The organism is Arthrobacter sp. Y3221048, assembly GCF_059092685.1.
The window spans coordinates 835,006-856,551 of the sequence record NZ_JBNHHX010000002.1 but is presented as its reverse complement, the minus strand read 5'-3'; the positions used below and the strand labels follow the sequence as shown (position 1 = coordinate 856,551).

Annotated in this window: 18 protein-coding genes; 6 read left to right on the top strand and 12 right to left on the bottom strand. The window is 69.3% G+C overall.

Going from position 1 to position 21,546, the window contains the following annotated elements; genetic code table 11:
• Positions 1 to 4 precede the first annotated feature (4 nt).
• The 7 genes from secA to mtrA all read right to left on the bottom strand — a co-directional run bounded on the left by secA (position 5) and on the right by mtrA (position 10,091).
• Entirely contained in the window at positions 5 to 2,755 is a 2,751-nt protein-coding gene (gene secA / locus AC5RVS_RS08695; RefSeq protein WP_493989152.1) for a preprotein translocase subunit SecA, read from the bottom strand.
• 44 nt (positions 2,756 to 2,799) lie between these two features.
• Complete coding sequence (locus AC5RVS_RS08690) at positions 2,800 to 4,050, bottom strand: winged helix-turn-helix domain-containing protein (protein ID WP_493989151.1); 1,251 nt, start codon at positions 4,048 to 4,050, stop codon at positions 2,800 to 2,802.
• 29 nt (positions 4,051 to 4,079) lie between these two features.
• A complete protein-coding gene (hpf, locus tag AC5RVS_RS08685; protein ID WP_493989150.1) occupies positions 4,080 to 4,802 on the bottom strand; it encodes a ribosome hibernation-promoting factor, HPF/YfiA family in 723 nt (240 codons plus the stop codon).
• A 249-nt stretch (positions 4,803 to 5,051) separates the two neighbouring features.
• The gene (locus AC5RVS_RS08680; protein ID WP_493989149.1) at positions 5,052 to 5,903 is read right to left on the bottom strand and encodes a ComF family protein; all 852 of its coding nucleotides are present in this window, start codon (positions 5,901 to 5,903) and stop codon (positions 5,052 to 5,054) included.
• A gap of 107 nt (positions 5,904 to 6,010) precedes the next feature.
• Positions 6,011 to 7,738, bottom strand: a complete 1,728-nt coding sequence (locus AC5RVS_RS08675; RefSeq protein WP_493989148.1) for an LpqB family beta-propeller domain-containing protein — start codon at positions 7,736 to 7,738, stop codon at positions 6,011 to 6,013.
• Positions 7,719 to 9,413 (bottom strand): MtrAB system histidine kinase MtrB, encoded by a 1,695-nt coding sequence (gene mtrB, locus AC5RVS_RS08670; protein ID WP_493989147.1) that lies wholly within the window; start codon positions 9,411 to 9,413, stop codon positions 7,719 to 7,721. The genes AC5RVS_RS08675 and mtrB overlap by 20 nt, the downstream gene beginning before the upstream one ends.
• Positions 9,414 to 10,091 carry an MtrAB system response regulator MtrA gene (gene mtrA, locus AC5RVS_RS08665; RefSeq protein WP_493989146.1) on the bottom strand — a complete coding sequence of 226 codons (678 nt, stop codon included), beginning with the start codon at positions 10,089 to 10,091 and terminating at the stop codon, positions 9,414 to 9,416.
• Positions 10,092 to 10,281: 190 nt separating this feature from the next.
• On the opposite strand from mtrA, the gene AC5RVS_RS08660 reads away from it, so the two are divergent.
• From AC5RVS_RS08660 to AC5RVS_RS08635, 6 genes are all read left to right on the top strand, one after another.
• A complete protein-coding gene (locus AC5RVS_RS08660; RefSeq protein ID WP_494107814.1) occupies positions 10,282 to 11,715 on the top strand; it encodes a glycerophosphoryl diester phosphodiesterase membrane domain-containing protein in 1,434 nt (477 codons plus the stop codon).
• Positions 11,703 to 12,416 (top strand): DUF4129 domain-containing protein, encoded by a 714-nt coding sequence (locus AC5RVS_RS08655; protein ID WP_494107813.1) that lies wholly within the window; start codon positions 11,703 to 11,705, stop codon positions 12,414 to 12,416. The genes AC5RVS_RS08660 and AC5RVS_RS08655 overlap by 13 nt, the downstream gene beginning before the upstream one ends.
• Positions 12,413 to 13,675, top strand: a complete 1,263-nt coding sequence (locus AC5RVS_RS08650; RefSeq protein WP_494107812.1) for a DUF4350 domain-containing protein — start codon at positions 12,413 to 12,415, stop codon at positions 13,673 to 13,675. The genes AC5RVS_RS08655 and AC5RVS_RS08650 overlap by 4 nt, the downstream gene beginning before the upstream one ends.
• Positions 13,672 to 14,697, top strand: coding sequence for an AAA family ATPase (locus AC5RVS_RS08645; protein WP_494107811.1), 1,026 nt, complete (start codon positions 13,672 to 13,674; stop codon positions 14,695 to 14,697). Before AC5RVS_RS08650 ends, AC5RVS_RS08645 begins: the two co-directional genes overlap by 4 nt.
• 8 nt (positions 14,698 to 14,705) lie before the next feature.
• Entirely contained in the window at positions 14,706 to 15,998 is a 1,293-nt protein-coding gene (locus AC5RVS_RS08640; protein ID WP_494107810.1) for a DUF58 domain-containing protein, read from the top strand.
• 66 nt (positions 15,999 to 16,064) lie between these two features.
• Positions 16,065 to 16,706, top strand: a complete 642-nt coding sequence (locus AC5RVS_RS08635; RefSeq protein ID WP_494107809.1) for a DUF4166 domain-containing protein — start codon at positions 16,065 to 16,067, stop codon at positions 16,704 to 16,706.
• Positions 16,707 to 16,751: 45 nt separating this feature from the next.
• Here AC5RVS_RS08635 and AC5RVS_RS08630 read toward each other — a convergent pair whose 3' ends face one another.
• The 5 genes from AC5RVS_RS08630 to AC5RVS_RS08610 form a co-directional block, all read right to left on the bottom strand.
• Positions 16,752 to 17,825 (bottom strand): uroporphyrinogen decarboxylase/cobalamine-independent methonine synthase family protein, encoded by a 1,074-nt coding sequence (locus AC5RVS_RS08630; protein WP_494107808.1) that lies wholly within the window; start codon positions 17,823 to 17,825, stop codon positions 16,752 to 16,754.
• A gap of 1 nt (position 17,826) precedes the next feature.
• Positions 17,827 to 18,192 carry a chorismate mutase gene (locus tag AC5RVS_RS08625; RefSeq protein ID WP_493989138.1) on the bottom strand — a complete coding sequence of 122 codons (366 nt, stop codon included), beginning with the start codon at positions 18,190 to 18,192 and terminating at the stop codon, positions 17,827 to 17,829.
• Positions 18,193 to 18,339: 147 nt separating this feature from the next.
• Positions 18,340 to 19,476, bottom strand: a complete 1,137-nt coding sequence (mnmA, locus tag AC5RVS_RS08620; RefSeq protein WP_494107807.1) for a tRNA 2-thiouridine(34) synthase MnmA — start codon at positions 19,474 to 19,476, stop codon at positions 18,340 to 18,342.
• An 88-nt stretch (positions 19,477 to 19,564) separates the two neighbouring features.
• Positions 19,565 to 20,788 carry a cysteine desulfurase family protein gene (locus AC5RVS_RS08615; RefSeq protein WP_493989136.1) on the bottom strand — a complete coding sequence of 408 codons (1,224 nt, stop codon included), beginning with the start codon at positions 20,786 to 20,788 and terminating at the stop codon, positions 19,565 to 19,567.
• 79 nt (positions 20,789 to 20,867) lie between these two features.
• Positions 20,868 to 21,524, bottom strand: coding sequence for a helix-turn-helix transcriptional regulator (locus tag AC5RVS_RS08610; RefSeq protein ID WP_494107806.1), 657 nt, complete (start codon positions 21,522 to 21,524; stop codon positions 20,868 to 20,870).
• Between the last annotated feature and the right edge of the window lie 22 nt (positions 21,525 to 21,546).

Sequence of the window (21,546 nt, the reverse complement as noted above, 5' to 3'; positions counted from 1 at the left end):
GAAACTACTTCCGGCGCTTGCCGCTCTTGGCGGGCCGCTTGTCCCTGGCGGGACCTGCCGCCTTGGCCGGAGCCTGGCGTGCCGCCTTGGCCGGAGCCTGGCGCTCGACCCGCGTCTCGGCCTCCCCGGACGCGCTGGGCGCCGTGAACTGCAGGGCAACCGGGCGCTGCGGAGCTTCCAATCCTGCCGCAGTGATCTGCGGCCCCGCCGCCGCCCGGGCATCTGCGACCCCGGGGACAGTCGCCGCGGCAGGCTGCTGCACCTGAACCTCGAGGTTGAAGAGATAGCCAATGCTCTCTTCACGGATGGACTCCATCATGGCCTGGAACATCACGAATCCCTCGCGCTGGTATTCGACCAGCGGATCGCGCTGTGCCATGGCCCGCAGGCCGATGCCCTCCTTGAGGTAGTCCATCTCGTAGAGGTGTTCCTGCCACTTCCTGCCGATCACCGAGAGCACCACGCGCCGTTCCAGTTCGCGCATGGTCTCGGAGCCGAGTGCCTGCTCACGCTGCGCGTAGGCGACCTTGGCGTCGGAGACAATTTCTGCGCGCAGGAAGTCTGCCGTGACTCTCGAGCGCCCGCCGGCTTCCTCCAGCACCTCGTCGATCGTCAGTTCAATCGGGTAAAGCTGCTTGAGGTTGGTCCACAGCTGCTCGTAGTCCCAGTCGTCGCCATGGCCCTCCATGGTGGCTTCGTTGACCATCGCCGTCACCACGTCCTCGAGGAAGAACGAGACCTTCTCGTGCAGGTCGTCGCCTTCCAGAATCCGCCGCCGGTCGTTGTAGATGGCCTCGCGCTGCCGGTTGAGCACGTCGTCGTACTTCAGCACGTTCTTGCGCTGCTCGGCGTTGCGGCCCTCGACCTGTGCCTGCGCGTTCTGGATGGCCTTGGAAACCATCTTGGACTCCAGCGCCACGTCGTCGGGCATGCGGGAGGAGTTCATGATCCGCTCGGCCGCACCCGAATTGAACAGCCGCATCAGGTCATCGGTCAGGGAGAGGTAGAAGCGCGATTCGCCCGGGTCGCCCTGCCGGCCGGAGCGGCCGCGGAGCTGGTTGTCGATGCGTCGCGATTCATGCCGCTCGGTACCCAGCACGTAGAGCCCGCCGAGCTCCTTGACCTCGTCGTGCTCGGCCTGCACGGCTTTCTGGGCCGCCGCCAGGGCACCGGGCCAGGCAGCCTCGTATTCCTCGGGATTCGCGGCGGGGTCCAGGCCGCGGCGTTCCAACTCGGCCACGGCGTTGAATTCGGCGTTGCCTCCGAGCATGATGTCCGTACCGCGGCCGGCCATGTTGGTGGCCACCGTGACGGCACCCTTGCGCCCTGCCTGCGCGACGATGGCCGCTTCCCGGGCGTGGTTCTTGGCGTTGAGCACCTCGTGCCGGATGCCCTGTTTCGCCAACTGCTTGGACAGGTACTCGCTCTTCTCCACGCTGGTGGTGCCCACCAGGACCGGCTGGCCCTTTTCGTGGCGCTCGGCGATGTCCTTCACGACGGCGTCGAACTTGGCGACTTCGTTCTTGTAGATCAGGTCCGACTGGTCGAGGCGGGCCATCGGCTTGTTCGTCGGGATCGGAACAACGCCGAGCTTATAGGTGCTCATGAACTCGGCCGCTTCCGTTTCGGCGGTGCCGGTCATGCCCGACAGCTTGCCGTAGAGGCGGAAGTAGTTCTGCAGGGTCACCGTGGCCAGCGTCTGGTTCTCGGCCTTGATCTCGACGCCCTCTTTGGCCTCGATCGCCTGGTGCATGCCTTCGTTGTAGCGCCGGCCGGCCAGGATACGGCCGGTGTGCTCGTCGACGATGAGCACCTCGCCCTTGAGCACCACGTAGTCCTTGTCCCGCTTGAACAACTCCTTGGCCTTGATGGCGTTGTTCAGGAACCCGATCAGCGGCGTATTCGCCGATTCATACAGGTTGTCGATGCCGAGGTAGTCCTCAACCTTTTCGATGCCCGACTCCAGCACGCCGACGGTGCGCTTCTTCTCGTCGACCTCGTAGTCCTCGGTGTCCTTCAGCCGCATCACGACGCGCGCGAATTCGGTGTACCAGCGGTTCACGTCGCCGGAGGCCTGGCCGGAGATGATCAGCGGGGTACGGGCCTCGTCGATCAGGATCGAGTCGACTTCGTCCACGATCGCGAAGTGGTGTCCGCGCTGCACCAGTTCATCACGGCTCCAGGCCATGTTGTCGCGCAGGTAGTCAAAGCCGAATTCGTTGTTCGTGCCGTAGGTGATGTCCGCCGCGTACTGTTCGCGGCGCGTCGCCGGGTTCTGGTTCGAAAGGATGCAACCGCTGGTCAGGCCCAGGAAGCGGTAGACGCGGCCCATCAGGTCGGACTGGTACTCGGCCAGGTAATCGTTGACCGTCACCACGTGGACGCCCTTGCCGGTGAGCGCGTTCAGGTAAGCCGGCGCTGTGGCCACCAGTGTCTTGCCTTCACCGGTCTTCATCTCCGCGATGTTGCCCATGTGCAGTGCTGCGCCGCCCATCAGCTGGACGTCGAAGTGGCGCAGGCCGAGCGTGCGGCTGGCGGCTTCACGGACAGCTGCGAAGGCTTCGGGGAGCAGGTCGTCCAGCAGCTCGCCGTCCTGGTAGCGCTGCTTCAGCGTGTCGGTTTCCCCGCGCAACTCGGCATCCGTGAGGGACTTGAAGTCCTCTTCCAGGACGTTGATCGCATCGGCGTAGCCGCGCAGCCTCTTCAGCGTCTTCTTGTCGCCGGTACGAAGCACACGCTCGAGAATCGTTGGCACTACATTGCTCCCAGTCAGTTGCGCAGAAATCTGGCTTGTTCAGTCTACGTGAGAGACGAGTCCCGCACCGTTTTGGTTCCCGCCGGCTGTTTCGCTGCCTCACGGGCCAGGGCGGCGGCCAAATCACCCCTCTCCTCGACGACGACGGCGTCCAGCGCCAGCCATTGGGCCATCATGGCGAGCTCGGCTGCCAGCTCCGCAGCGGTTCCGGGCGGAGCGTCGGCCTCGGCGTGCGCGGCCCGGACCACGAGCCTGCCCGAGGCCCGGTCCGCTTTCAAGTCCACCCGGGCGCACAGCCGGTCCCCCAGCAAGAACGGCAGGACGTAGTAGCCGTAGGTCCGCTTCGGCGCCGGCGTATAGATTTCGATCCGGTAGCGAAAGCCGAACAGGCGCTCCACCCGCTGGCGTTCGAACACCAACGAGTCGAAGGGGCTCAGCAGCGCCCTGCCGGTGGCCCGGCGCGGCCGGGCTGCCTCGGCGTGCAGGTACACGTCTCCCCTCCAGCCGTCCACCTGCACCGCTTCCAGCTTTCCGGCCGCCTGCAGCGTCCGCACCGCCCCGGCCGCGGCCCGCGCGGGCACCCGGAAGTAGTCGGCGAAGCACTTAATCGTCCCGATGCCGTGAGCCAGCGCTGCGGCCTCGATCAGCCTCAGCATCGCCTGCTCCGGATCGGGCCGGTGCTGTGCGTCGTGATGGGCGGGCAGCACCCTTTCGGTCAGGGTGTAGAGCCGTTCGAACTGCGGAGTGCGCGCGGCGGCGCTGACCAGCCCCTGTTCGAAGAGGTCCTCCAGCACCCGCTTGACGGCGTTCCAGTTCCAGCCCCAGTCAGTCTTCGGCTGGTGCGCGTCATGGCCGATTCGGGCGGCGACCGCCCGGGCGGTCAGGCCGCGCGAGGAGGCAAGGGTGTCCAGGATCTTCGCGGTCAGGTCCCGGACGAGGTCCGGGTCCATTCCGGTCGCGCCAACCCATCGGCGCCGCTGCCACTGGCGGAGGTCGGCGAAATCCTGCGGCTTGATATAGCTGGCTTCGTGCGCCCAGTACTCCATCATGCGGCGCGGCGGTTTTCCCGCGAACCGGTGGAGGATGTCCACGTCGTAGCCGCCGAGCCTGGAGAAAAACGGCAGGTAATGCGAGCGCACCAGCACGTTCACGGAGTCAATCTGCAGCAGCCGCAGCCGGTCAAAGGTCCGGCCCACCTGCCTTGCCGTGACAAGGCCGGTGGGCCGTTCCTGAACCAGTCCCTGCGCCGCCAGCGCGATGCGGCGGGCCTGGGCCGGAGTGATGCGGGCTGTCATGCCTTCATATTAGGCAGCCGCGGCGGCAGTCAGGCCTTCGCGCCCGCCGACGAGCGGTAGGCCAGCACCTCTTCGCGCGCCTCGGCTTCTTCGGCGCTGCAGTCGGCATCGAGGGTAATCACGCCGTACGTCCAGCCGCGACGGCGGTACACGACGCTGGGAGCGTTCGTTGCCTTGTCGATGAACAGGTAGAAGTCGTGTCCCACCAGTTCCATGTTGTCCACGGCATCGTCGAGGGTCATGGCCGCGGCCGGGAAGACCTTGCGGCGGATCAGCACCGGCGAGTCTCCGGCGGGAACGTCATTGTCAATCTCGTAGCCGGTCCGGTCCTCGGCCTGGTCCTGGGCAGTGGCCGCAGCCAGCGCCTCTTCATGCAGCGGCACGTCGGTGCTGGCCGGTTCCAGCGTGGCGGTAGCCTGGTGGACGGCGGTCGGGGTGTGGCGGCCGTGGTGGACCTTGCGGCGGTCCCGGGCGCGGCGCAGGCGCTCCAAAAGCTTGTTATAGGCAATGTCGAAAGCTGCAAACTTGTCCGCGGCCTTGGCCTCGGCGCGGACCACGCTGCCCCGTCCGAGCACGGTGAGCTCGACGGTCATCGAGCTTTCGGCATTGCGGGCATTGGCCTCTTTGGTGACTTTGGCATCAAGCCTCTGGACCTTGTCGCCCAGCTGCTCGATCTTGGAGATCTTCTCCTCAGCGTACTCGCGGAACCGGTCCGAAACGGACAGGTTGCGGCCGTTGATGTTGAATTCCATGGTGCCCTCCATAATTGCCTAGATGACACAACAGCGACCGAAAGTGAAACTCCTTTCAGCCGCTGAAGACGGGTTGCCTCCCTCGCGGGAGCCCATACCTCACGTTAGATCACTGACACTTTTTATTCACCCTTTACCCACGAATATCTACAACATTTCCCGACGATGCCTTGGGGCACTCCGACGGCCGGTGCACGGGTCGGCGCGTAATCGTTACACCGGGCGCCACACCGGGCGTCACCGCGGCGCTCATGCGGGTCGGGGTCCGGCCTCCCCGCCCGCATATCCGCCGGCGGGCCCGGCCGGAGCCGAGGCGGCTGCCAACACCGCTCCGCCCAGGGGAAGTCCGCCGGCGGCACGCAGCGCCCGGGCCAGCTCACCCATCGTGGCCCCGGTGGTGAGCACATCGTCCACCAGGAGGCAGCACCTCCCGGCGATCAAGCGTGCGTATCCCGGCGGCACGGCCATGCTCCCGGCAACGTTCCGTTGCCGGGCCGACCGGCCCAGCGCCTTCTGCCCGCCCGGGGAACCCGGCCGCCGCAGCCGCCGCACCGGGTCCATCGGGCGGACGGCGGGCAGCAACTGCAGACCGGCCGGCAGCAGGCCTTGCCGCGCCAGGCGGGACAACAGCAGTTGGAGCGGATCGTAGCCGCGGCGCCGGCGGGAGCTGCCGCGCGGGGGAACCGGGACCAGCACCGCTGCGGCGGGCCGGCCGGCACGTGCCGCGGCCGCGTCCAAGGCTCCGGCCAGCACGACGGCCAGCACCGGGGCCAGCTCGGTCCGGCCGTGGTTCTTGAACGCCAGCACGGCCTGGGACAGTTCACGCCGGTAGGGTCCCCCGGCGGTCACCGGCAGCGGCCGGCCGGCCTCGTCCAGCGGCAAGGAGTCGGCGTCCTGCTCCACGGCGATCGGGCGCACCGTCGACCGCCGCAGCCGCTGCCGGCAGGCGGCGCACAGGACGTAATCCGGCGCACCGCAGGCCACGCAGTCGGTCGGCAGCAGCAGCCGCCCGAACTGTCCGGACCAGATCCGCAGCGCCTGGGCTGCCCGGCTGAAATACAGCCTGTCCAGCCCGGCGCCCACGTCCGCCGTCGCCCTCATGAGCGGGTCCCTGCCATGCCTCCAGCATGGCCGCGCCCCGACCCGCCGGGGCGACACAGGCACCGGATGTGGAGACGGCCCGGGCTGCGGCGGCTGTGGAGGCAGGGCTAACCCGGGAAGGACGGATCGATGACCAGCGGCGAATTGCGCTGCGGGGCCCAGCTGTTGCCCACGCGGATGTAGAGCATCTCGTTGGTCTGGGCGTACACATCCTGGTCGCCGTTGCCGGCGCTGATCTCCACCATCCCCTGCAGGGGCGCGGTCCGCAGCGTGCTGCCGTCCAGGTTCAGCACCTCCGCGGTCACCGCTTCTTCGGGCGAGGCCTGCATGACGACGACGGTGTCTTCGTCGGCCCAGACGCCGGAGTCCACCGGCACCGAGGGGTTCAGCCGCTTGGGCGTGGTGATGCCCCGCGGCCTGCCGTCCTGGTCGCGGACGACGCCGGCAATATAGACCGAGGTGCTCTCGCCTTCGCGGGTGGTGATGAGCGCCCTGGAGCCTTCACGGGAAATCTGCAGCTCGGTCACGGTCCGCTCCGTCAGCCATTGGGCGCTGACCGCGACCGCTTCGTCCGGCTTTTCGATGGAAACCGCGGAGACTTTCCCGCCGCCGTCTCCGGCCGCCGTCCAGGCCCAGCCGAAAGGATCGACGCTGGGTCCGGTGAGGTTGCTCCCGGATGCCGCCTCCACCGCGCGGCGGTCACCGCCGATCACGAACATCCGGTCGCGCTCGGCGGTCAGGAAAGCAAAGCGTTCCTGGTCCAGCGACATCGCCGGTTCGCGCGGCCGCAGCCGGTCAACGGACGGCAGGTCCTCCGGCCTGACCGGCCGCGATCCCTCGTAAAACACCAGCTCCTCGTCCAGGACCCCGATCTGCACATCGCCGACCGCGGGGTCCGTCACCGCGGCTTGGAACTGGGGATCGGGCGAATTGCCCAGGTCCACTTCCCGCTGGTCCACCGTCATCTGGACGGTGGAGACAGTATTGAGCCCTCCCAACGTCAGCTCCAGCTGCTGTTGCATCTGCTGCCGGCGCAGGAACGTGGTGCCCGTCAGGACTTCGGCCGACAGGTCCACGCTGGCGGCACCCGATTCGATCGGTACGGCCCGGCGCACCAGCTGCGACCCTTCCGGGAAGGCACTGATCACGGCACCGGCCAGGTACGGTGCCGGCCCCTCCAGCATGGCGGCCACGATGGCCGCGGAAATGCCCTGCCGGTTGGCGAACCAGCGGACGTCCGGCACGGCATAGGTGTACGTCGGATCGTAGTAGTACAGGTTGAACGGAGAAAACAAGCTGCGGAAGTCCACCGTGGAAACCATGGTTCCGTCCGGAACGCTGGAAATCCGCCATTCACCGTCCACTTGGGTCAGTTCCACCGGCAGCGATTCGGTGGCCCCTTCCTCGACCTGGGTCCGGACGCCCGCTTCGTTGATCGTGGTATCGACCTCCACCTGCAGAACGAATTCGGTTTCGGACGGCGACCCGACAATCCTCACGACGTTCCGGTACACCAGCGTCCGCTGCACCGGCTGCCATTCGCCGGCCAGGTCCGGAGCCAGGAATTCGCGCGCGATCCGGTAATCGTCCTGCGTGGCCGTGCCCGCCTGGATGAAGCCGGCGACGATCTGCTGCGGGGTGTCCCCCGGCGACGGCCCCGGCGGGTTGAAGGTGTAGCCGGTCCCCCCGGTTTCGCCTGAATCGGCCTGGACCGTGCCCACCGGCCCCGACATCGGGATGGAGGAACAGGAGACCAGCGCCAGCATGGCACAGAGCATGACGACGACGGCGCGCAGCCGGGTGAGGCGGGCAGGGTCAGCTGGGATCCGGAACACCGTTTTCCTCCTGTTGTTCGAGGAGTACGTTCTCGGCCACCAACTGCCCGTGCCACGCCGAGGCACCGGCCGGTGGCAGCGGCAGCGGCGAATGCGTGAGCGTGCCGCCGCTGTGCCGCGGCAGCGTGAGCCGGAAGCAAGCACCGTTACCCGGCTCCCCCCACGCCTGCAGCCAACCGCCGTGGAGGCGGGCATCCTCGGTGGAAATCGACAGCCCCAGGCCGCTGCCGCCGGTGGTCCGCGCCCGGGCCGGGTCGGCGCGCCAGAAGCGGTCAAACACCCTGGAGGCTTCCATGGGGGTCATCCCAATGCCGTAGTCCCGGACCGAGACGGCCACGGCGTCGTCGGTTGCCCCGACCGTGACTTCCACCGGTTTGCCTTCGCCGTGTTCCAGCGCATTGACAATCAGGTTGCGCAGGATGCGCTCGATTCTGCGGCGGTCCATGTCCGCGATGCAGCGCGGCTCGTGGGCGATCAGGCGCAGTTCCGACCCGCTGTTGTCCGCCAACGGCTGGGCGGCGTCGAGCGCGGTGCGGGCGATCTCCACCAAATCGGTCGCCTCCGCGTCCAGCGCGGCAGCACCGGCGTCGAAGCGGGAGATTTCCAGGAGGTCGGCCAGCAGCGCCTGGAAACGCTCTACCTGGTTGTACAGCAGTTCCGTGGAGCGGGCGTTGATCGGATCGAAGTCCCCGCGCGATTCGTACAGCACTTCAGCGGCCATGCGGACCGTGGTCAGCGGCGTCCGCAGTTCGTGCGACACATCGGAGACGAACCGCTGCTGCATTTCGGACAGCGCGGCCAACTGCGTGATTTGCTCCTGCAGGCTGTTTGCCATGTGGTTGAAGGAGGCGCCCAGCCGGGCGAGTTCGTCTTCGCCCCGGACTTCCAGCCGTTCCTGCAGTTGTCCTGCCGCCAGCTTCTCCGACGCGATCGCCGCCTGGCTCACCGGGTGCACCACGGCGCGGGTCAGCAGCCACACGATGCCGCCGACCAGGACCAGCAGCAACCCGCCGCCGATCCAGAGCACCCGGTGGATAAAGTCCAGGGTCTGCTGCACGGAGGAGAGGTCGTAGATCAGGTACAGGGCATAGGAATTGCCCGGTGGCAGCGACACCTTGGTGCCGAATCCGATCGCGGGGACATCGCTGTCGCCCACCGGCAGGGCGAGCGCCTGGCGGTACTGCCCGGTGCCGGTGGCGACTTCCTGGGCCAACCCTTCCGGAATGATGTTGGCGGTGATGGAGGTGTTCGACTGGCTGAACACGTAGAGGTTCTGGCCGCCCGGCAGCGGCGTCAGCAGGTAGTAGCGCGGCGCTTCGGCGCCGGTGCCTTCCAGCAGTTTCAGCGTGTCCGCCACCATGCTGGAGACGGTCGAACGGTCGCTGGCAGATGAACTCTCGAAGATCGTCTTGACCTGGGAAAGCCCGCGCCGGGACTCGGCCTCCGCCTGGTTCACCCGCTCCTGGTAGAGCCCGGAGGCTATCTGGCTGGAAAGGAAAGCGCCGACGCCCATAAAGGCGAAGGCGGTGAGCAGCACGGCGGCCGTCACCGTGCGGAACTGCAGCGACCGCCGCCATTTCCGGTTCAGGAACTCGCGGGCCCGCAGCGTGGCATGCCAAGCGGCCTCAGCTGCCGCCTTCAGCTTGGCTGTCCACCGGCTGAGAACCGGCTCCACTTACCCTTGGCCGGCCTTGTAACCGACCCCGCGTACCGTGAGCACCACTTCGGGGGCTTCCGGATCGCGTTCGATCTTGGAGCGCAGCCGCTGGACGTGGACGTTGACCAGTCGGGTGTCTGCGGCGTGGCGGTAGCCCCAGACCTGCTCCAGCAGCAATTCGCGGGTGAAGACCTGCCAGGGTTTCCGGGCCAGGGCCACCAGCAAGTCGAATTCCAGCGGGGTGAGCGAGATCTTCTCGTCCCCGCGGTGGACCACATGCCCGGCAACATCGATCACCACGTCGGCGATCCGCAGGGTCTCCGGTGCCCGCTGGTCTCCCGGACGCAGGCGGGCGCGCACCCGGGCCACGAGTTCTGCCGGCTTGAACGGCTTGGGCACATAGTCGTCGGCACCCGATTCCAGGCCCCGGACCACGTCGGAGGTGTCCGACTTGGCTGTCAGCATGACAATGGGAACGTCCGATTCGCCCCGGATCTGGCGGCAGACCTCAATCCCGTCCAGCCCCGGGAGCATCAGGTCGAGCAGCACCAGGTCCGGCTTGCTGCTGCGGAAGACCTCGAGAGCCTGGGCGCCGTCCGCGCAGAACACCGGATCGAATCCGTCGTTGCGCAGCACGATGCCGATCATCTCGGCCAGGGCCTCGTCGTCGTCTACGACCAGAATGCGTGCCTTCATATCTCCCTATTGTTCCCTATTCACCTCATCCCCGGCGTAACGACGCACAGGGCACACCGACAGCGCGCCCACGGCCGGGCCCGCGGGAATGATAGGAACTGGCGGACCGAAACTATAGGCTGATGAGAGGCTAACACTTCACCGAAGGCCTCCGGCCGTCGGCGACACGAGACGAGGAAGACGGGACGCGATGAGCCACGGGGCCAATGACGCCGGGCACGACAGCAGGGATCCGCAAGGCCAGGGCCCCGGCGGCCCCGGCTCCAACTCCGCCGCCGGCTCCAACAGCCAGGCGCCGGGCCAGCCGGCGTGGGGACAGCAGCCGGTGTGGGGACAGCCCGCGCCCGGCGCGCCGCAACCGGCGTGGGCGCCGCCGGGCCAGCAGCCTCCGACCGCCCAGTCAGGGTGGGGCCAGCAGCCTCCGCCCGCCCCGCCCGTGTGGAACCCGCAGCCGCAGTGGGGACAGCCCGGGCCCGGCGGGCAGCAGCCGGGAGGCTGGCCCGGGCAGCCTGCCTGGACGGGCCAGCCAGGCGGCGGTTGGCCGGCCCCGGCCGGCCCGGGCCCCTACCGCGGCTACGTTGCTCCGCCGAAACCGGGCGTCATCCCGCTGCGTCCGCTCGGCGTCGGCGAGATCCTCGACGGCGCTTTCCAGGCTGCCCGCAAGAACGCCGCGGCGGTCTTCGGGACGGCGGTGCTGCTCCAAGTAGTGGTCAGCGCGCTGGCCTGGCTGGTCGGCGGACTGATCATCTCCGCCTTCGGCGGCCTGCAGGTCATGGCGAACGAGGAACTCACGGACGAATCCGCGGTGGCCTTCGGCCTGTCCATCATCATCTCTTCCCTGGTGCTGGGCCTGCTGTCCGGGGTGGGGATCCTGGTCCTGCAGGGCATCCTTGCCATTCCCACGGCCCGGGCCGCGGTCAACCAGAAAACCGGCTTTGGCCTGATGTTCGCGCTCGCGAAGGGCCGGATCGGCGCACTGGTCGGCCTGGCCCTGCTCTATCTGGCGCTCACTGCTGCCGCGCTGGTCGCGATCATCGCCGGCTCCTTCTTCCTGGCCGACCAGCTCGGCGTGTCCTCGGCCTGGATCATCGTGCTGATCATCCTCGGGCTGACGGCGGTGTCCGTCTGGATCGGCATCAAGCTGATGCTGGCGCCCGCGGTCATCATCATGGAACGCGCACCGCTCTTCCGGGCGCTCGCCCGGTCGTGGCAGCTGACCGACCGCAGCTGGTGGCGGACCTTCGGCATCATCCTCCTGTGCACCATCATCGTCACGGTGATCACCTCCGTGGTCAGCATGCCGATTTCGTTCATCGTGGGACTCGCCGGTCCCCTGCTCGGCGATCCGACGTCGGCCGAGAGCATGCTGGCGACCATGGGGCCGCTCACGCTGGTATCGATGCTGCTGTCGTCCATCTTCTCGGCCATCGGCTATGCCTTCCAAGCGGCCGTGATCGCCCTGGTCTATATAGACCTGCGGATCCGCCGCGAAGGGTTCGACGTGGTGCTGTTGCGCGAGCATGAAGCCTCCGGCGGCCAGGACACCCGGACCATCCCGGGACTCGGCACCGGCGCCGCACCCGGCCCCGCGGTTCCCGGGCCATCCGGTCCATGGACCACGTGATCGTGGTCCCCATGGGCGTGGCGCCGGTGGCACCGGGCTTCGCAGCTGTCCCCTTCGACGTCCCGGTGGAACCGGGACCGGAAGAGGCGCGTGAACTGCTGGTCCGTGAACTGGCCAAGGAGGAGTACCAGGATGCCCGCCCCGGAGTCTTGGAATCGGTGCTGCAGGCTATCCTCGACTGGCTGGCGGAGCTGATCGCCCAACTCAATGGCTTCACCCCCAATCTCGGCACGCTGGTCCTGGTCCTGGCTGCCCTGCTGCTGATCGGCGCGGCCGTGTGGCTGGTCAAACCCCGGCGCAACTCCCGCCGCCGCGCGGCGGCAGAGATGTTCGACGGCGCCGTCCCGCTCACAGCCGACGAGCACCGCCGGAACTCGCGGGCGGCCGCGGCCGAAGGCGACTGGGACTCGGCGCTGACCGAGCGGTTCCGCGCGCTGGTGCGATCGATGGAAGAGCGGGTGGTTTTGGACCCCCAGCCGGGCCGCACCGCCGACGAAGCTGCCGCCGGCATCGCCACCGCGTTCAGCACCGAGGCCGGGCGGCTGCGTGATGCCGCCACCCGGTTCGACTCCGTGCGGTACGGCAAGGTGCCGGCAACCCGTGAGGACGTCGACCGGCTGGCAGCCCTGGACGATGCCCTGGCCGTGGCGACGCCGCACCATGGCGGCAGCAGCCCGGCGCCGCTGGCGGTTCCGCGATGAGCCGCGCCGGCGCCGCGGATCAGGCGGTTGCAGCACCCGGCGGCTTCGCCGGAGGCGCCACCGGAACCGGCGGCGCGCCGCCCGGATCCCTGCCGGAGACCATCGGCGACGGCGGCTCGGTGCTGTCCACGCTGCGCAACCGGCTGCGCCGGTGGAGCTTCTGGCTCCTGTTGCTGGTGCTGCTGTGCGGGGTGGTAGCGCTGGAGCTGCTCCGCGGCCCGGCCGCCGACCGCGCCGACCTCTCCCCCGGCAACGCCGCGCCCAACGGGGCCAAGGCCGTGGCCGAAGTGCTCCGTCAGCAGGGCGTGCAGGTGACCGCGACGAATTCGCTGCAGGAAACCCGGGACCAGCTGAAGGCAGGCGACACCGCCTTGCTGGTCCACGACCCGGACGGCTACCTGACCACCGGCCAGCTGGAACCCCTGAAGGAGCAGGCTGCCCGCATCGTGCTGCTCGAGCCCGGCTTCGAGGCGCTGCGGGCACTTGCCCCCGGCGTCCGGGCCGCCGGCGTCGTCCCTGCCGACGGTGGCAACCTCACGGCGGCATGCGGCGTGCCGGGCCCCGCCGCAGCCGGCGAAATCACCCGCGGCGGCTTGTCCTACCGCGGCGGCGGCGAACTGTGCTTCGCCTTCGAGACACCCGCCGAAGACGCGGCCCCCTTCGTGGTGTCCGACGACGGCGGCACCATCGTGCTCGGCGCCGGACACGTGCTCAGCAACGAAGGCGTTGTCCGCGCCGGCAACGCCGCGCTGGCACTGCACACTCTGGGAGCCACCGAGCGGCTGGTGTGGTACCGGGCGGGACTGGAGGACCTTCCGGTGTCCGACGAAGCGGTCAACCCCCTGAACCTGCTGCCCCGCTGGGTGCTCCCGGTGTCCCTGTGGCTCATGGGGGTCGGCGTCGCCGCGATGTTCTGGCGCGGACGCCGGCTCGGACCGCTGGTGTCCGAGCCGTTGCCGGTGGTGGTCCGCTCGGCCGAGACGATCGAGGGCCGTGCCCGGCTTTACCAGAGCGCCAAGGCCGTGAACCACGCCGCCGACAACCTGCGCGCCGCCACCCTGACCCGGCTCGCCGCCCACCTGCGGCTGCCCGCAGGAGCCGCCAGCGCCGACGTCGTCGATGCGGTAGCCCGGGACAGCAGCCGCCCGCGGGCGGACGTGGAGCGCCTCCTGCGCCATGAGGCACCCGGCACCGAAGCCCGGTTGGCGGTCTGGGCACAAGAACTGCAGCAGCTAGAGAAAGAGATAATGCACCGATGAGCGATCAGCCAGGACAGCAGCAGGCATCCCACTACGGCGGGGGCCCGGCCGTCGCCACGCCGCCTGCCGACGACGACCGCCTGCGCCAGACGCTGCACGACGTCCGCAGCGAGGTGGCGAAAGCAGTGGTGGGCCAGGATGCCACCGTCACCGGGATGCTGATCGCCCTGCTGTCGCACGGGCATGTGCTGCTGGAGGGAGTGCCCGGCGTCGCCAAGACGCTGCTGGTCCGCTCGCTCTCCGCCGCACTGAGCCTGGATACCAAGCGGATCCAGTTCACCCCGGACCTGATGCCCGGCGATGTCACCGGCTCCATGATTTACGACACCCACACCGCCGAATTCCGCTTCCGTGAGGGCCCGGTGTTCACGAACATCCTCCTGGCCGACGAAATCAACCGGACGCCGCCGAAGACGCAGGCCTCGCTGCTGGAAGCGATGGAAGAACGCCAGGTGTCGGTCGACGGCATGTCGCGGAAGCTGCCAGAGCCGTTCATCGTGGCGGCCACGCAGAACCCGGTGGAATACGAGGGCACCTACCCGCTGCCGGAAGCCCAGTTGGACCGCTTCCTGCTGAAGCTCACCATGCACCTGCCCGACCGGGACGCGGAAATCGAAATCATCCGCCGCCACAGCCAGGGCTTCGACCCGCGCGACCTGCGCGGCGCCGGGGTGCGGGCCGCCGCCTCCGCCGGGGACTTGGTGCAGGCCCGGGCCGCCGTGGCCCGGGTGGCGATCGCGCCGGAGGTGGTCGGCTACATTGTGGACCTGGTCCGGGCCACGCGCTCGGCGCCTTCGTTCCAGCTGGGCGTTTCGCCTCGCGGCGCCACCGCCCTGCTCAACACCTCCCGCGCGTGGGCGTGGCTGAACGGCCGCGGTTTTGTCACGCCGGACGACGTCAAGGCGATGGCCCTGCCGGCGCTGCGGCACCGGGTGGGCCTGCGGCCGGAGGCCGAAATGGACGGCGTGCAGGCCGACGACGTGCTGCAGAGCATCCTCGCCACTGTGCCGGTCCCCCGCTGAGTGACGCCGTGGCGATCACCGGACGTTTTGTCCTGCTGGCCCTTGCGGGCATCATCCCGCTGATCCTCTTCCCGCGCCCCGTCACGGTGCTGGTGTGCTGCCTGCTGCTGGCCGCGGCCGTCGGCGTTGACCTGGTGCTGGCGCTTTCGCCGCGCCGCGTCGGGCTTCAGCGGAGGCTGCCGTCGAATGTGCGGCTGGGAGAATCCGTGACGGCCGGGTTGCTGCTGGCGAACCATGGCCGCACCCGGCTGCGGGCGGTGGTGCGGGACGGCTGGCAGCCCTCGGCCGGGGCCGCCAATCCGGAGCAGCGGGTGCGCCTTGCACCGGGGGAACGGCGGCTGGTCGACGTGCAGCTGACACCGCAACGCCGCGGCGACCTGCTGTCGCACCATGTCACGATCCGGTCGCTGGGGCCGTTGGGAGTGGCCGCGCGCCAGGTCACCATCGGCCTGCCCGGCCGGCTGCGGGTGCTGCCGCCGTTCCATTCCAAGCGGCACCTGCCGTCCAAGCTGCGCAAGCTGCGCGAGCTGGACGGCCGGGTGGCGGTGCAGGTCCGCGGCGCCGGCACCGAGTTCGACTCGCTGCGCGACTACGTGCGCGGCGACGACGTACGCTCCATCGACTGGCGCGCCACCGCCCGGCGGCAGGCCGTCGTCGTCCGCACCTGGCGTCCGGAACGCGACCGCCGGGTGGTGATCGTGCTCGATACCTCCCGCACCTCGGCCGCACGGATCGAGGACGAACCGCGGCTGGACACCGGAATCGAAGCCTCCCTGCTGCTGGCCGTGCTCGCCGAGCGCGGCGGCGACCGCGTGGATTTCCTGGCCTTCGACCGGCGGCCACGGGCCAAGGTCGCCTCCGCGACCAAAGGCAACCTGCTCAACCAGTTGGTCAACGCCATGGCCCCGCTGGAGCCGGAATTGATCGAAGCGGACTGGTCGCAGATTCCCGCGGAAATCCACGCCTTGTCCTCGCACCGGTCCCTGGTCGTGCTGCTGACCGCGCTGGATTCCGGAGCGGCCGAGGAGGGGCTGCTGCCGGTGCTGGCCCAGTTGAGCGCCAAGCACACCGTGGTGGTCGCCTCGGTCAACGATCCGCACGTGGATCGGCTGCGCACCGTCCGAGACACCGTCGATGACACGTTCCGGGCCGCCGCCGCGGAGCGCGCCGTGCTGGAACGGGCAGCAGTCGCCGCACAGATCCGCCAGCTCGGCGCGGAAGTGGTGGACGCTCCCCCGCACGAACTGCCCCCTCAGCTGGCGGATATGTACATCCGGCTCAAAGCCGCCGGACGGTTGTAGCCGCCGTGGATCCCGTCAACGTCATGAGTGGCCGCCGGCCCGCCTCCCGGCGCGGGTGGTGATGCTGTGGTTTCCGTCTACCAGATGGCGCTGGGGCCGGACTTCCGGTTGCTCCAGCCCGAACTGCAGGAATACTTTTCGCTCGCCCCGCCCGGCGCGGACGACGGCGGAACCGGAGCCGGCGGGATCGGCTCCGGCGTGTTCGACGTCGCCGGCTGCCCCCGTCCGGCGTTGCGGCCGTTCCTCGGCCTGACCAGCGCCGACAACGCCTTGTTCCCCGAGTACCAGCACAATGTGCCCTTCAGGATCGAGAACCGGGCCTCCCTGAATGCCCGCGGCGAGCCGGAGCTCACCGCCGTCAGGACACTCAGCTTCCACCACCGGACCCGGATCGTGGAGGACCGGACCAGCTGGGACCGCGATCTGGGCCTTGCCGTCGGCGCCCTGGGCCGCAGCGGCCGCCTGCTGACGGACGTGGCGTGCTCGGTCGGCACCGACGGCCGGATGCGCCTGGCCTCGCGGCGCTGCCGGCTGTCGGCCGGCCCGCTCAGCATCGGCCTTCCGCTGCTGCTGGATGCCGCGGCTTTCACCGAACAGTGGTGGGATGGATCCGAGCGCCGTTTCCGGATCCGGACGAAGGTCATCCAGCGCCAGTTCGGCACCGTGCTGGAATACTCCGGGTCCTTCTCGTACAGCCTCGTGTCCTAAGGAGTCAGCCGGTTCTGCCTTGCGGTGGTGGGCCGGCCCTCGGGCTCAAGCCTCCGCGACAACCTGGTTGAGCGCGTCCGCCGCCTGGGTGAGCCGCTTGACCACCGCGCGCGCCGTGTCCGGTGCGTGTCCGGCCAGGCCGGAGGACGGCGTGACCCTCAACCGGGGCAGCTGCGTCAACGGCAGGCCCAGCTGCCGCCAGGGGCGAACGACGGAATCCACGAGCGCGCTGACCTGCGGGACGGTGCCTGCGGCCGGGTCGATGAGGCCTGCCCACACCGTTCGGTCCGCTTCCACCGCGGCAGCGATGGTTTCCCACTGCCGGGTGGTCAGCGCGCCTGTGGGGACGGCGAAACCGTCCAGGCCGCTGGCGGCCACGGCGTCGAGGGACGAATCCGCGGCGGGGATCAGGGCGACGACTTCCACGGCTCCGGCAGCGCGCAGGGCGGCGGCCACCAGGTCCCAGGCGGCGGCCGCTTCCGAGGCCGCGACCGACCGCAGCGTGCGGTATCCGCTGGCCGTGGGAATGGTCCCGGCCAGCACGGCATCGAGCTCCGGCTCCTCCAACTGGACCACCAGATCCGTGCCGGCCGGCAGCGCGGCCCTGACGTTGGCCAGGTGTCCGGCCGCACCTGCCGCGAGCGACTGGGCGAGGTCCCGCCGGGCGCCGGCGTCGATCAGGGCACGTTCGCCGTTGTGCAGGTGGAGGTTTGCCGCCAGGGACATGGGCCCGCGCACTTGGACCTTGAGTTGATTGCCGGGGCGGTCTTCGGCGCCGGCCACATCGGCCAGCACGTTCAGGTCGGTGCGCAGCGCGGACACAGCCCTGCGGTGATCTTGGCCCGGACGGTCCACCAGGCGCCAACCGTGCGGCTGCAGGTCGATGAACAGTCCCTCCAGCATGCCCGCGGTTCGTCCGGTCGGGTCCGACCCGGGGCCGCGGTCCGGCAGTTCGACCAGATGAGGCAGGTTTGGCTCGCCGAGTTCACCGCGGACGATGCGTGCAGCCTCGGCTGGTTCCGCGCCGGGCCAGCTGCCCAGCCCGGTGGCGCTGACGTGGGCGGGCCGCCCGCCGGCGGCAGGTGCGGCGGCGGCAGGCACGTCGGAACCGGCTGCCATCTCAGTTACCGCCGTTGTGCTCGTCGGAGATGGCCTGATGGTGCCTGATGACCTCGGAAATGATGAAGTTCAGGAACTTCTCGGCGAAGGCCGGATCCAGATGCGCTTCTTCGGCCAGCCGCCGCAACCGGTTGATCTGGGCGGTCTCGCGGTCCGGGTCGGCCGGCGGCAGCTTGTGCGTGGCCTTGAGGTACCCCACCCGCTGGGTCGCCTTGAACCGCTCGGCCAGCAGGTAGACCAGCGTCGCATCGATGTTGTCGATGCTTCCGCGCACAGCCAACAGCTCCGCCATCACCTCGGGCGCTACCTGGTCGGAGAGGGAGCTGGCGGTCGGGTCGTAGTCATCGGCAAGGTGGGGCTCGGTCATGCCACCAGTTTATGGTTCGGCCCGCGCAGGCGACGCACCGGTTACCGCTCTATGAAGTACCGCCGGTCCTCCGGGCCGGCCCCGGCCGGAGGACGTTCGCGTCCGGCCCGGCCGGAAGAAGGTTCCCGCTCCCCGAAACTTGCGCCTTCAGGAAACGTTGGCCGGGTCCCAGCTCAACGACCGCGCCGAGTCGATGGTTGCCTGGCCCAGCACCCTGGTTCCTTGGTAGAGCACCATGGTCTGGCCCGGGGCCACGCCGCGCATCGGCTCGATGAGGGTCACGACCAACTGCTGGCGGCCGTCGTCGCCGACCTCCGCCTGGGCCCGCGCCGCCACCGGGTCGCCGTGCGCGCGGACCTGCACCATGCAGTCGAACTCGGTGTGCGACTGGACCTCGGGCAGCGGCAGGCCGGCCCAGGAGACTTTGATGCCGCGCATCTGGTCGACGGCCAGCAGGTCCTCGGGTCCCACCACTACCTTGTTCTCCTTGGGCCGGATCTCCAGCACGAACCGCGGCTTGCCGTCGGGTGCCGGCCGGCCCAGTTTGAGTCCGCGGCGCTGGCCCACGGTGAACGCGTTGGCGCCCTCGTGCTCGCCGACGACCTTTCCGTCCTGGTCAACGATGGAACCGGACTCCATCTCGATCTTTTCGGCCAGCCAGCCGCGGGTGTCGCCGTCGGAAATGAAGCAGATGTCGTGGCTGTCCGGCTTGTTCGCCACGGACAGCCCGCGCCGTGCGGCCTCCGCACGCACCTCGGCCTTCGACGGCGTTTCTGCCAGCGGGAACATGGAGTGCTTGAGCTGTTCGTGGGTCAGCACGCCCAATACGTACGACTGGTCCTTGGCCCAGTCGGCGGCGCGGTGCAGTTCGCGGTTTCCCTGCGCGTCCTCCACCACCTTGGCGTAGTGGCCGGTGCACACCGCGTCGAAGCCCAGCGCCAGCGCCTTCTCCAGCAGGGCGGCGAACTTGATCCGTTCGTTGCAGCGCATGCAGGGGTTCGGCGTCCGGCCGGCGGCGTATTCGGCGATGAAATCGTCCACCACATCTTCCTTAAACCGCTCGGAGAAGTCCCAGACGTAGTACGGGATGCCCAGGATGTCGCACGCCCGCCAGGCGTCGCGCGAATCCTCGATGGTGCAGCAGCCCCGGCTGCCGGTGCGCAGCGTGCCGGGCATCCGGCTCAGGGCCAGGTGCACGCCCACCACATCGTGGCCGGCCTCCACCGCCCGTGCCGCCGCCACAGCGGAGTCCACGCCGCCGCTCATCGCTGCCAGTACCTTCATGAATTCGTTTCCCTACTGATTCGTTGTCTGTGTCCGCCGCGGCCGCCAAGCCCTGCGCCCCACCGCACCGGCCCGGTCCGCTGAGGCGTCAGCCGGACTGGGTGCCTGCGGTTTGGATGCTGGAGACGTGGCCGGCCATCCCGGCCTTCCTGGCCCGCGCGTATGCCTCCGGCAGCGCTGCCACCAGTGAGTCAACGTCTGACTCGGTTGTTGTATGCCCGAGGGTAAAGCGTTGTGCTCCGCGGGCTTCTTCTTCGCTCAACCCCATGGCCAGCAGGACGTGCGAGGGCCGGGGCACTCCCGCGGTGCAGGCCGACCCGGTGGAGGACTCCACGCCGGCCAGGTCCAGCAGGAACAGCAGGGAGTCGCCCTCACAGCCGGGGAAGGTGAAATGCGCGTTGCCGGGCAGCCGCAGGCCCTCGTGGTGCGGGTCCGGGGTGCCCCGCAACACCGCCTCCGGGACGCTGCGCGCGACGCCGGCGATGAGCTTTTCGCGCAGTCCCGCCAACCGTGCGGCTTCTTCCGGCAACTGCCCGACGGCGGCCTCCGCGGCCGCGGCGAACGCTGCGATCGCCGGGGTGTCCAACGTGCCCGACCGGATGTCGCGTTCCTGTCCGCCGCCGTGCTGGACAGGCGTCAGCTTCACGTCCCGGCGGACCAGCAGCGCACCGACCCCGACCGGGCCGCCGATCTTGTGCCCGCTGACGGCCAGGGTGTCCAGACCGGACGCTTTAAAATCCACCCCCAGGTGGCCGAACGCCTGGACGGCGTCCGAGTGGACCGGGATCCCGTGCGGCTGCGCGGCGGCGACGATCTCTGCCACCGGCTGGACGCTGCCGACCTCATTGTTGGCCCACATGACGGTGACCAGCGCCACCGCGGCAGGGTCCGCTTCGATCTCCCGTCGCAAGGCCTCGGCTGAGACCACGCCGTGGGCGTCGACCGGCAGCCAGACCGCCTCGGCGCCCTCATGCTTTTCCAGCCATTCCACCGTGTCGAGCACGGCAGGGTGCTCCACCGGCGAGCACAGGATCCGCCGCCGCCGGGGGTCGGCGTCACGCCGGGCCCAGTACAGGCCCTTGACGGCAAGGTTGTCGGCTTCGGTACCGCCGGAGGTGAAAATCACCTCGGACGGATGCGCTCCGGCCGCGGCGGCGATGGTCTCGCGGGCCTCCTCGACCACCCTGCGGGCACGCCGGCCGGAGCCGTGCAGCGAGGAGGGGTTGCCGCTGCGGCTGAGTTCATGGGTGAGTGCGGCCAGGGCCTGCGCCGTAAGGGGCGTGGTCGCCGCGTGGTCAAGGTACACGGGCACGCCAATATTTTACATGCCCCGGTGCGCCTGGTTTCAGCGCTCCTTCCGAACCCGGGGCGGCCCGGTGCCGGCAGGCGGCTCAGCGCCGGTTGATCCTGGCGCAGCAGAACGGCCCGTCCGGATCTGCGGCGACGCCGTGGGACTGGTCGGCACAGCCGGCCAGCATTCCTTCCAGCAGGGCGAGGTTCAGGCCGCATACCGTTTGCGTATGGCTGCGGGCCAGCAGGTGGAACGGGCAGTTCCCCAGCGCATAACCGGCCCCGTCCGGCAGCGGCCGGTAGCCTGCCGCGGCCAGGGCTGCCTCCAGCTCGCCGGCGCCGGCCCCCAGCTCAAGGCCTTTGGCCCGGGCAGCCTCGGCCACCAGTTCGTGCGCCGGGCGGGCGGTCCTGGCCGATTCCTCCACCGCCGTGGCCAGCAAGTCGCCGGCCAGGTTATAGGCACGCTCCGGCACGGAGGCCGATACTTCCGGCACCGCAGCCGCGTAGACCTTGGCCGGCCTGCCCGAGCCCGGTCCCGATTTACCGCTGAGTTTGCGGAACTCGATGGTCAGCAGCCCGTGCCCGGCCAGCGCGTCCAACTGGAGGGACACGGTGCTGCGCGGCAAATCCAGGGCGGCAGCGGCCTGGTCCCGGGTGACCGGTCCGGCGCTGTAGCGGACGAATTCGAAGAGGCGGCGGCGCACGTCGTCGCCCAGGGCCGAGACGGCAGAGAGTCCGGGTGGCGGCTGGTCGGCCATGGCGCCCCTTCCGGTGGCAGGT

Bases quoted from the DNA above. Each gene is read 5' to 3' on its own strand.
- AC5RVS_RS08625 (WP_493989138.1), bottom strand. From the start codon at position 18,192: ATGACCGAGCCCCACCTTGCCGATGACTACGACCCGACCGCCAGCTCC.
- AC5RVS_RS08650 (WP_494107812.1), top strand. From the start codon at position 12,413: ATGAGCCGCGCCGGCGCCGCGGATCAGGCGGTTGCAGCACCCGGCGGC.
- AC5RVS_RS08645 (WP_494107811.1), top strand. From the start codon at position 13,672: ATGAGCGATCAGCCAGGACAGCAGCAGGCATCCCACTACGGCGGGGGC.
- AC5RVS_RS08655 (WP_494107813.1), top strand. From the start codon at position 11,703: ATGGACCACGTGATCGTGGTCCCCATGGGCGTGGCGCCGGTGGCACCG.
- mnmA (WP_494107807.1), bottom strand. From the start codon at position 19,476: ATGAAGGTACTGGCAGCGATGAGCGGCGGCGTGGACTCCGCTGTGGCG.
- mtrA (WP_493989146.1), bottom strand. From the start codon at position 10,091: ATGAAGGCACGCATTCTGGTCGTAGACGACGACGAGGCCCTGGCCGAG.
- AC5RVS_RS08630 (WP_494107808.1), bottom strand. From the start codon at position 17,825: ATGGCAGCCGGTTCCGACGTGCCTGCCGCCGCCGCACCTGCCGCCGGC.
- hpf (WP_493989150.1), bottom strand. From the start codon at position 4,802: ATGGAATTCAACATCAACGGCCGCAACCTGTCCGTTTCGGACCGGTTC.
- AC5RVS_RS08680 (WP_493989149.1), bottom strand. From the start codon at position 5,903: ATGAGGGCGACGGCGGACGTGGGCGCCGGGCTGGACAGGCTGTATTTC.
- AC5RVS_RS08690 (WP_493989151.1), bottom strand. From the start codon at position 4,050: ATGACAGCCCGCATCACTCCGGCCCAGGCCCGCCGCATCGCGCTGGCG.
- AC5RVS_RS08660 (WP_494107814.1), top strand. From the start codon at position 10,282: ATGAGCCACGGGGCCAATGACGCCGGGCACGACAGCAGGGATCCGCAA.
- AC5RVS_RS08610 (WP_494107806.1), bottom strand. From the start codon at position 21,524: ATGGCCGACCAGCCGCCACCCGGACTCTCTGCCGTCTCGGCCCTGGGC.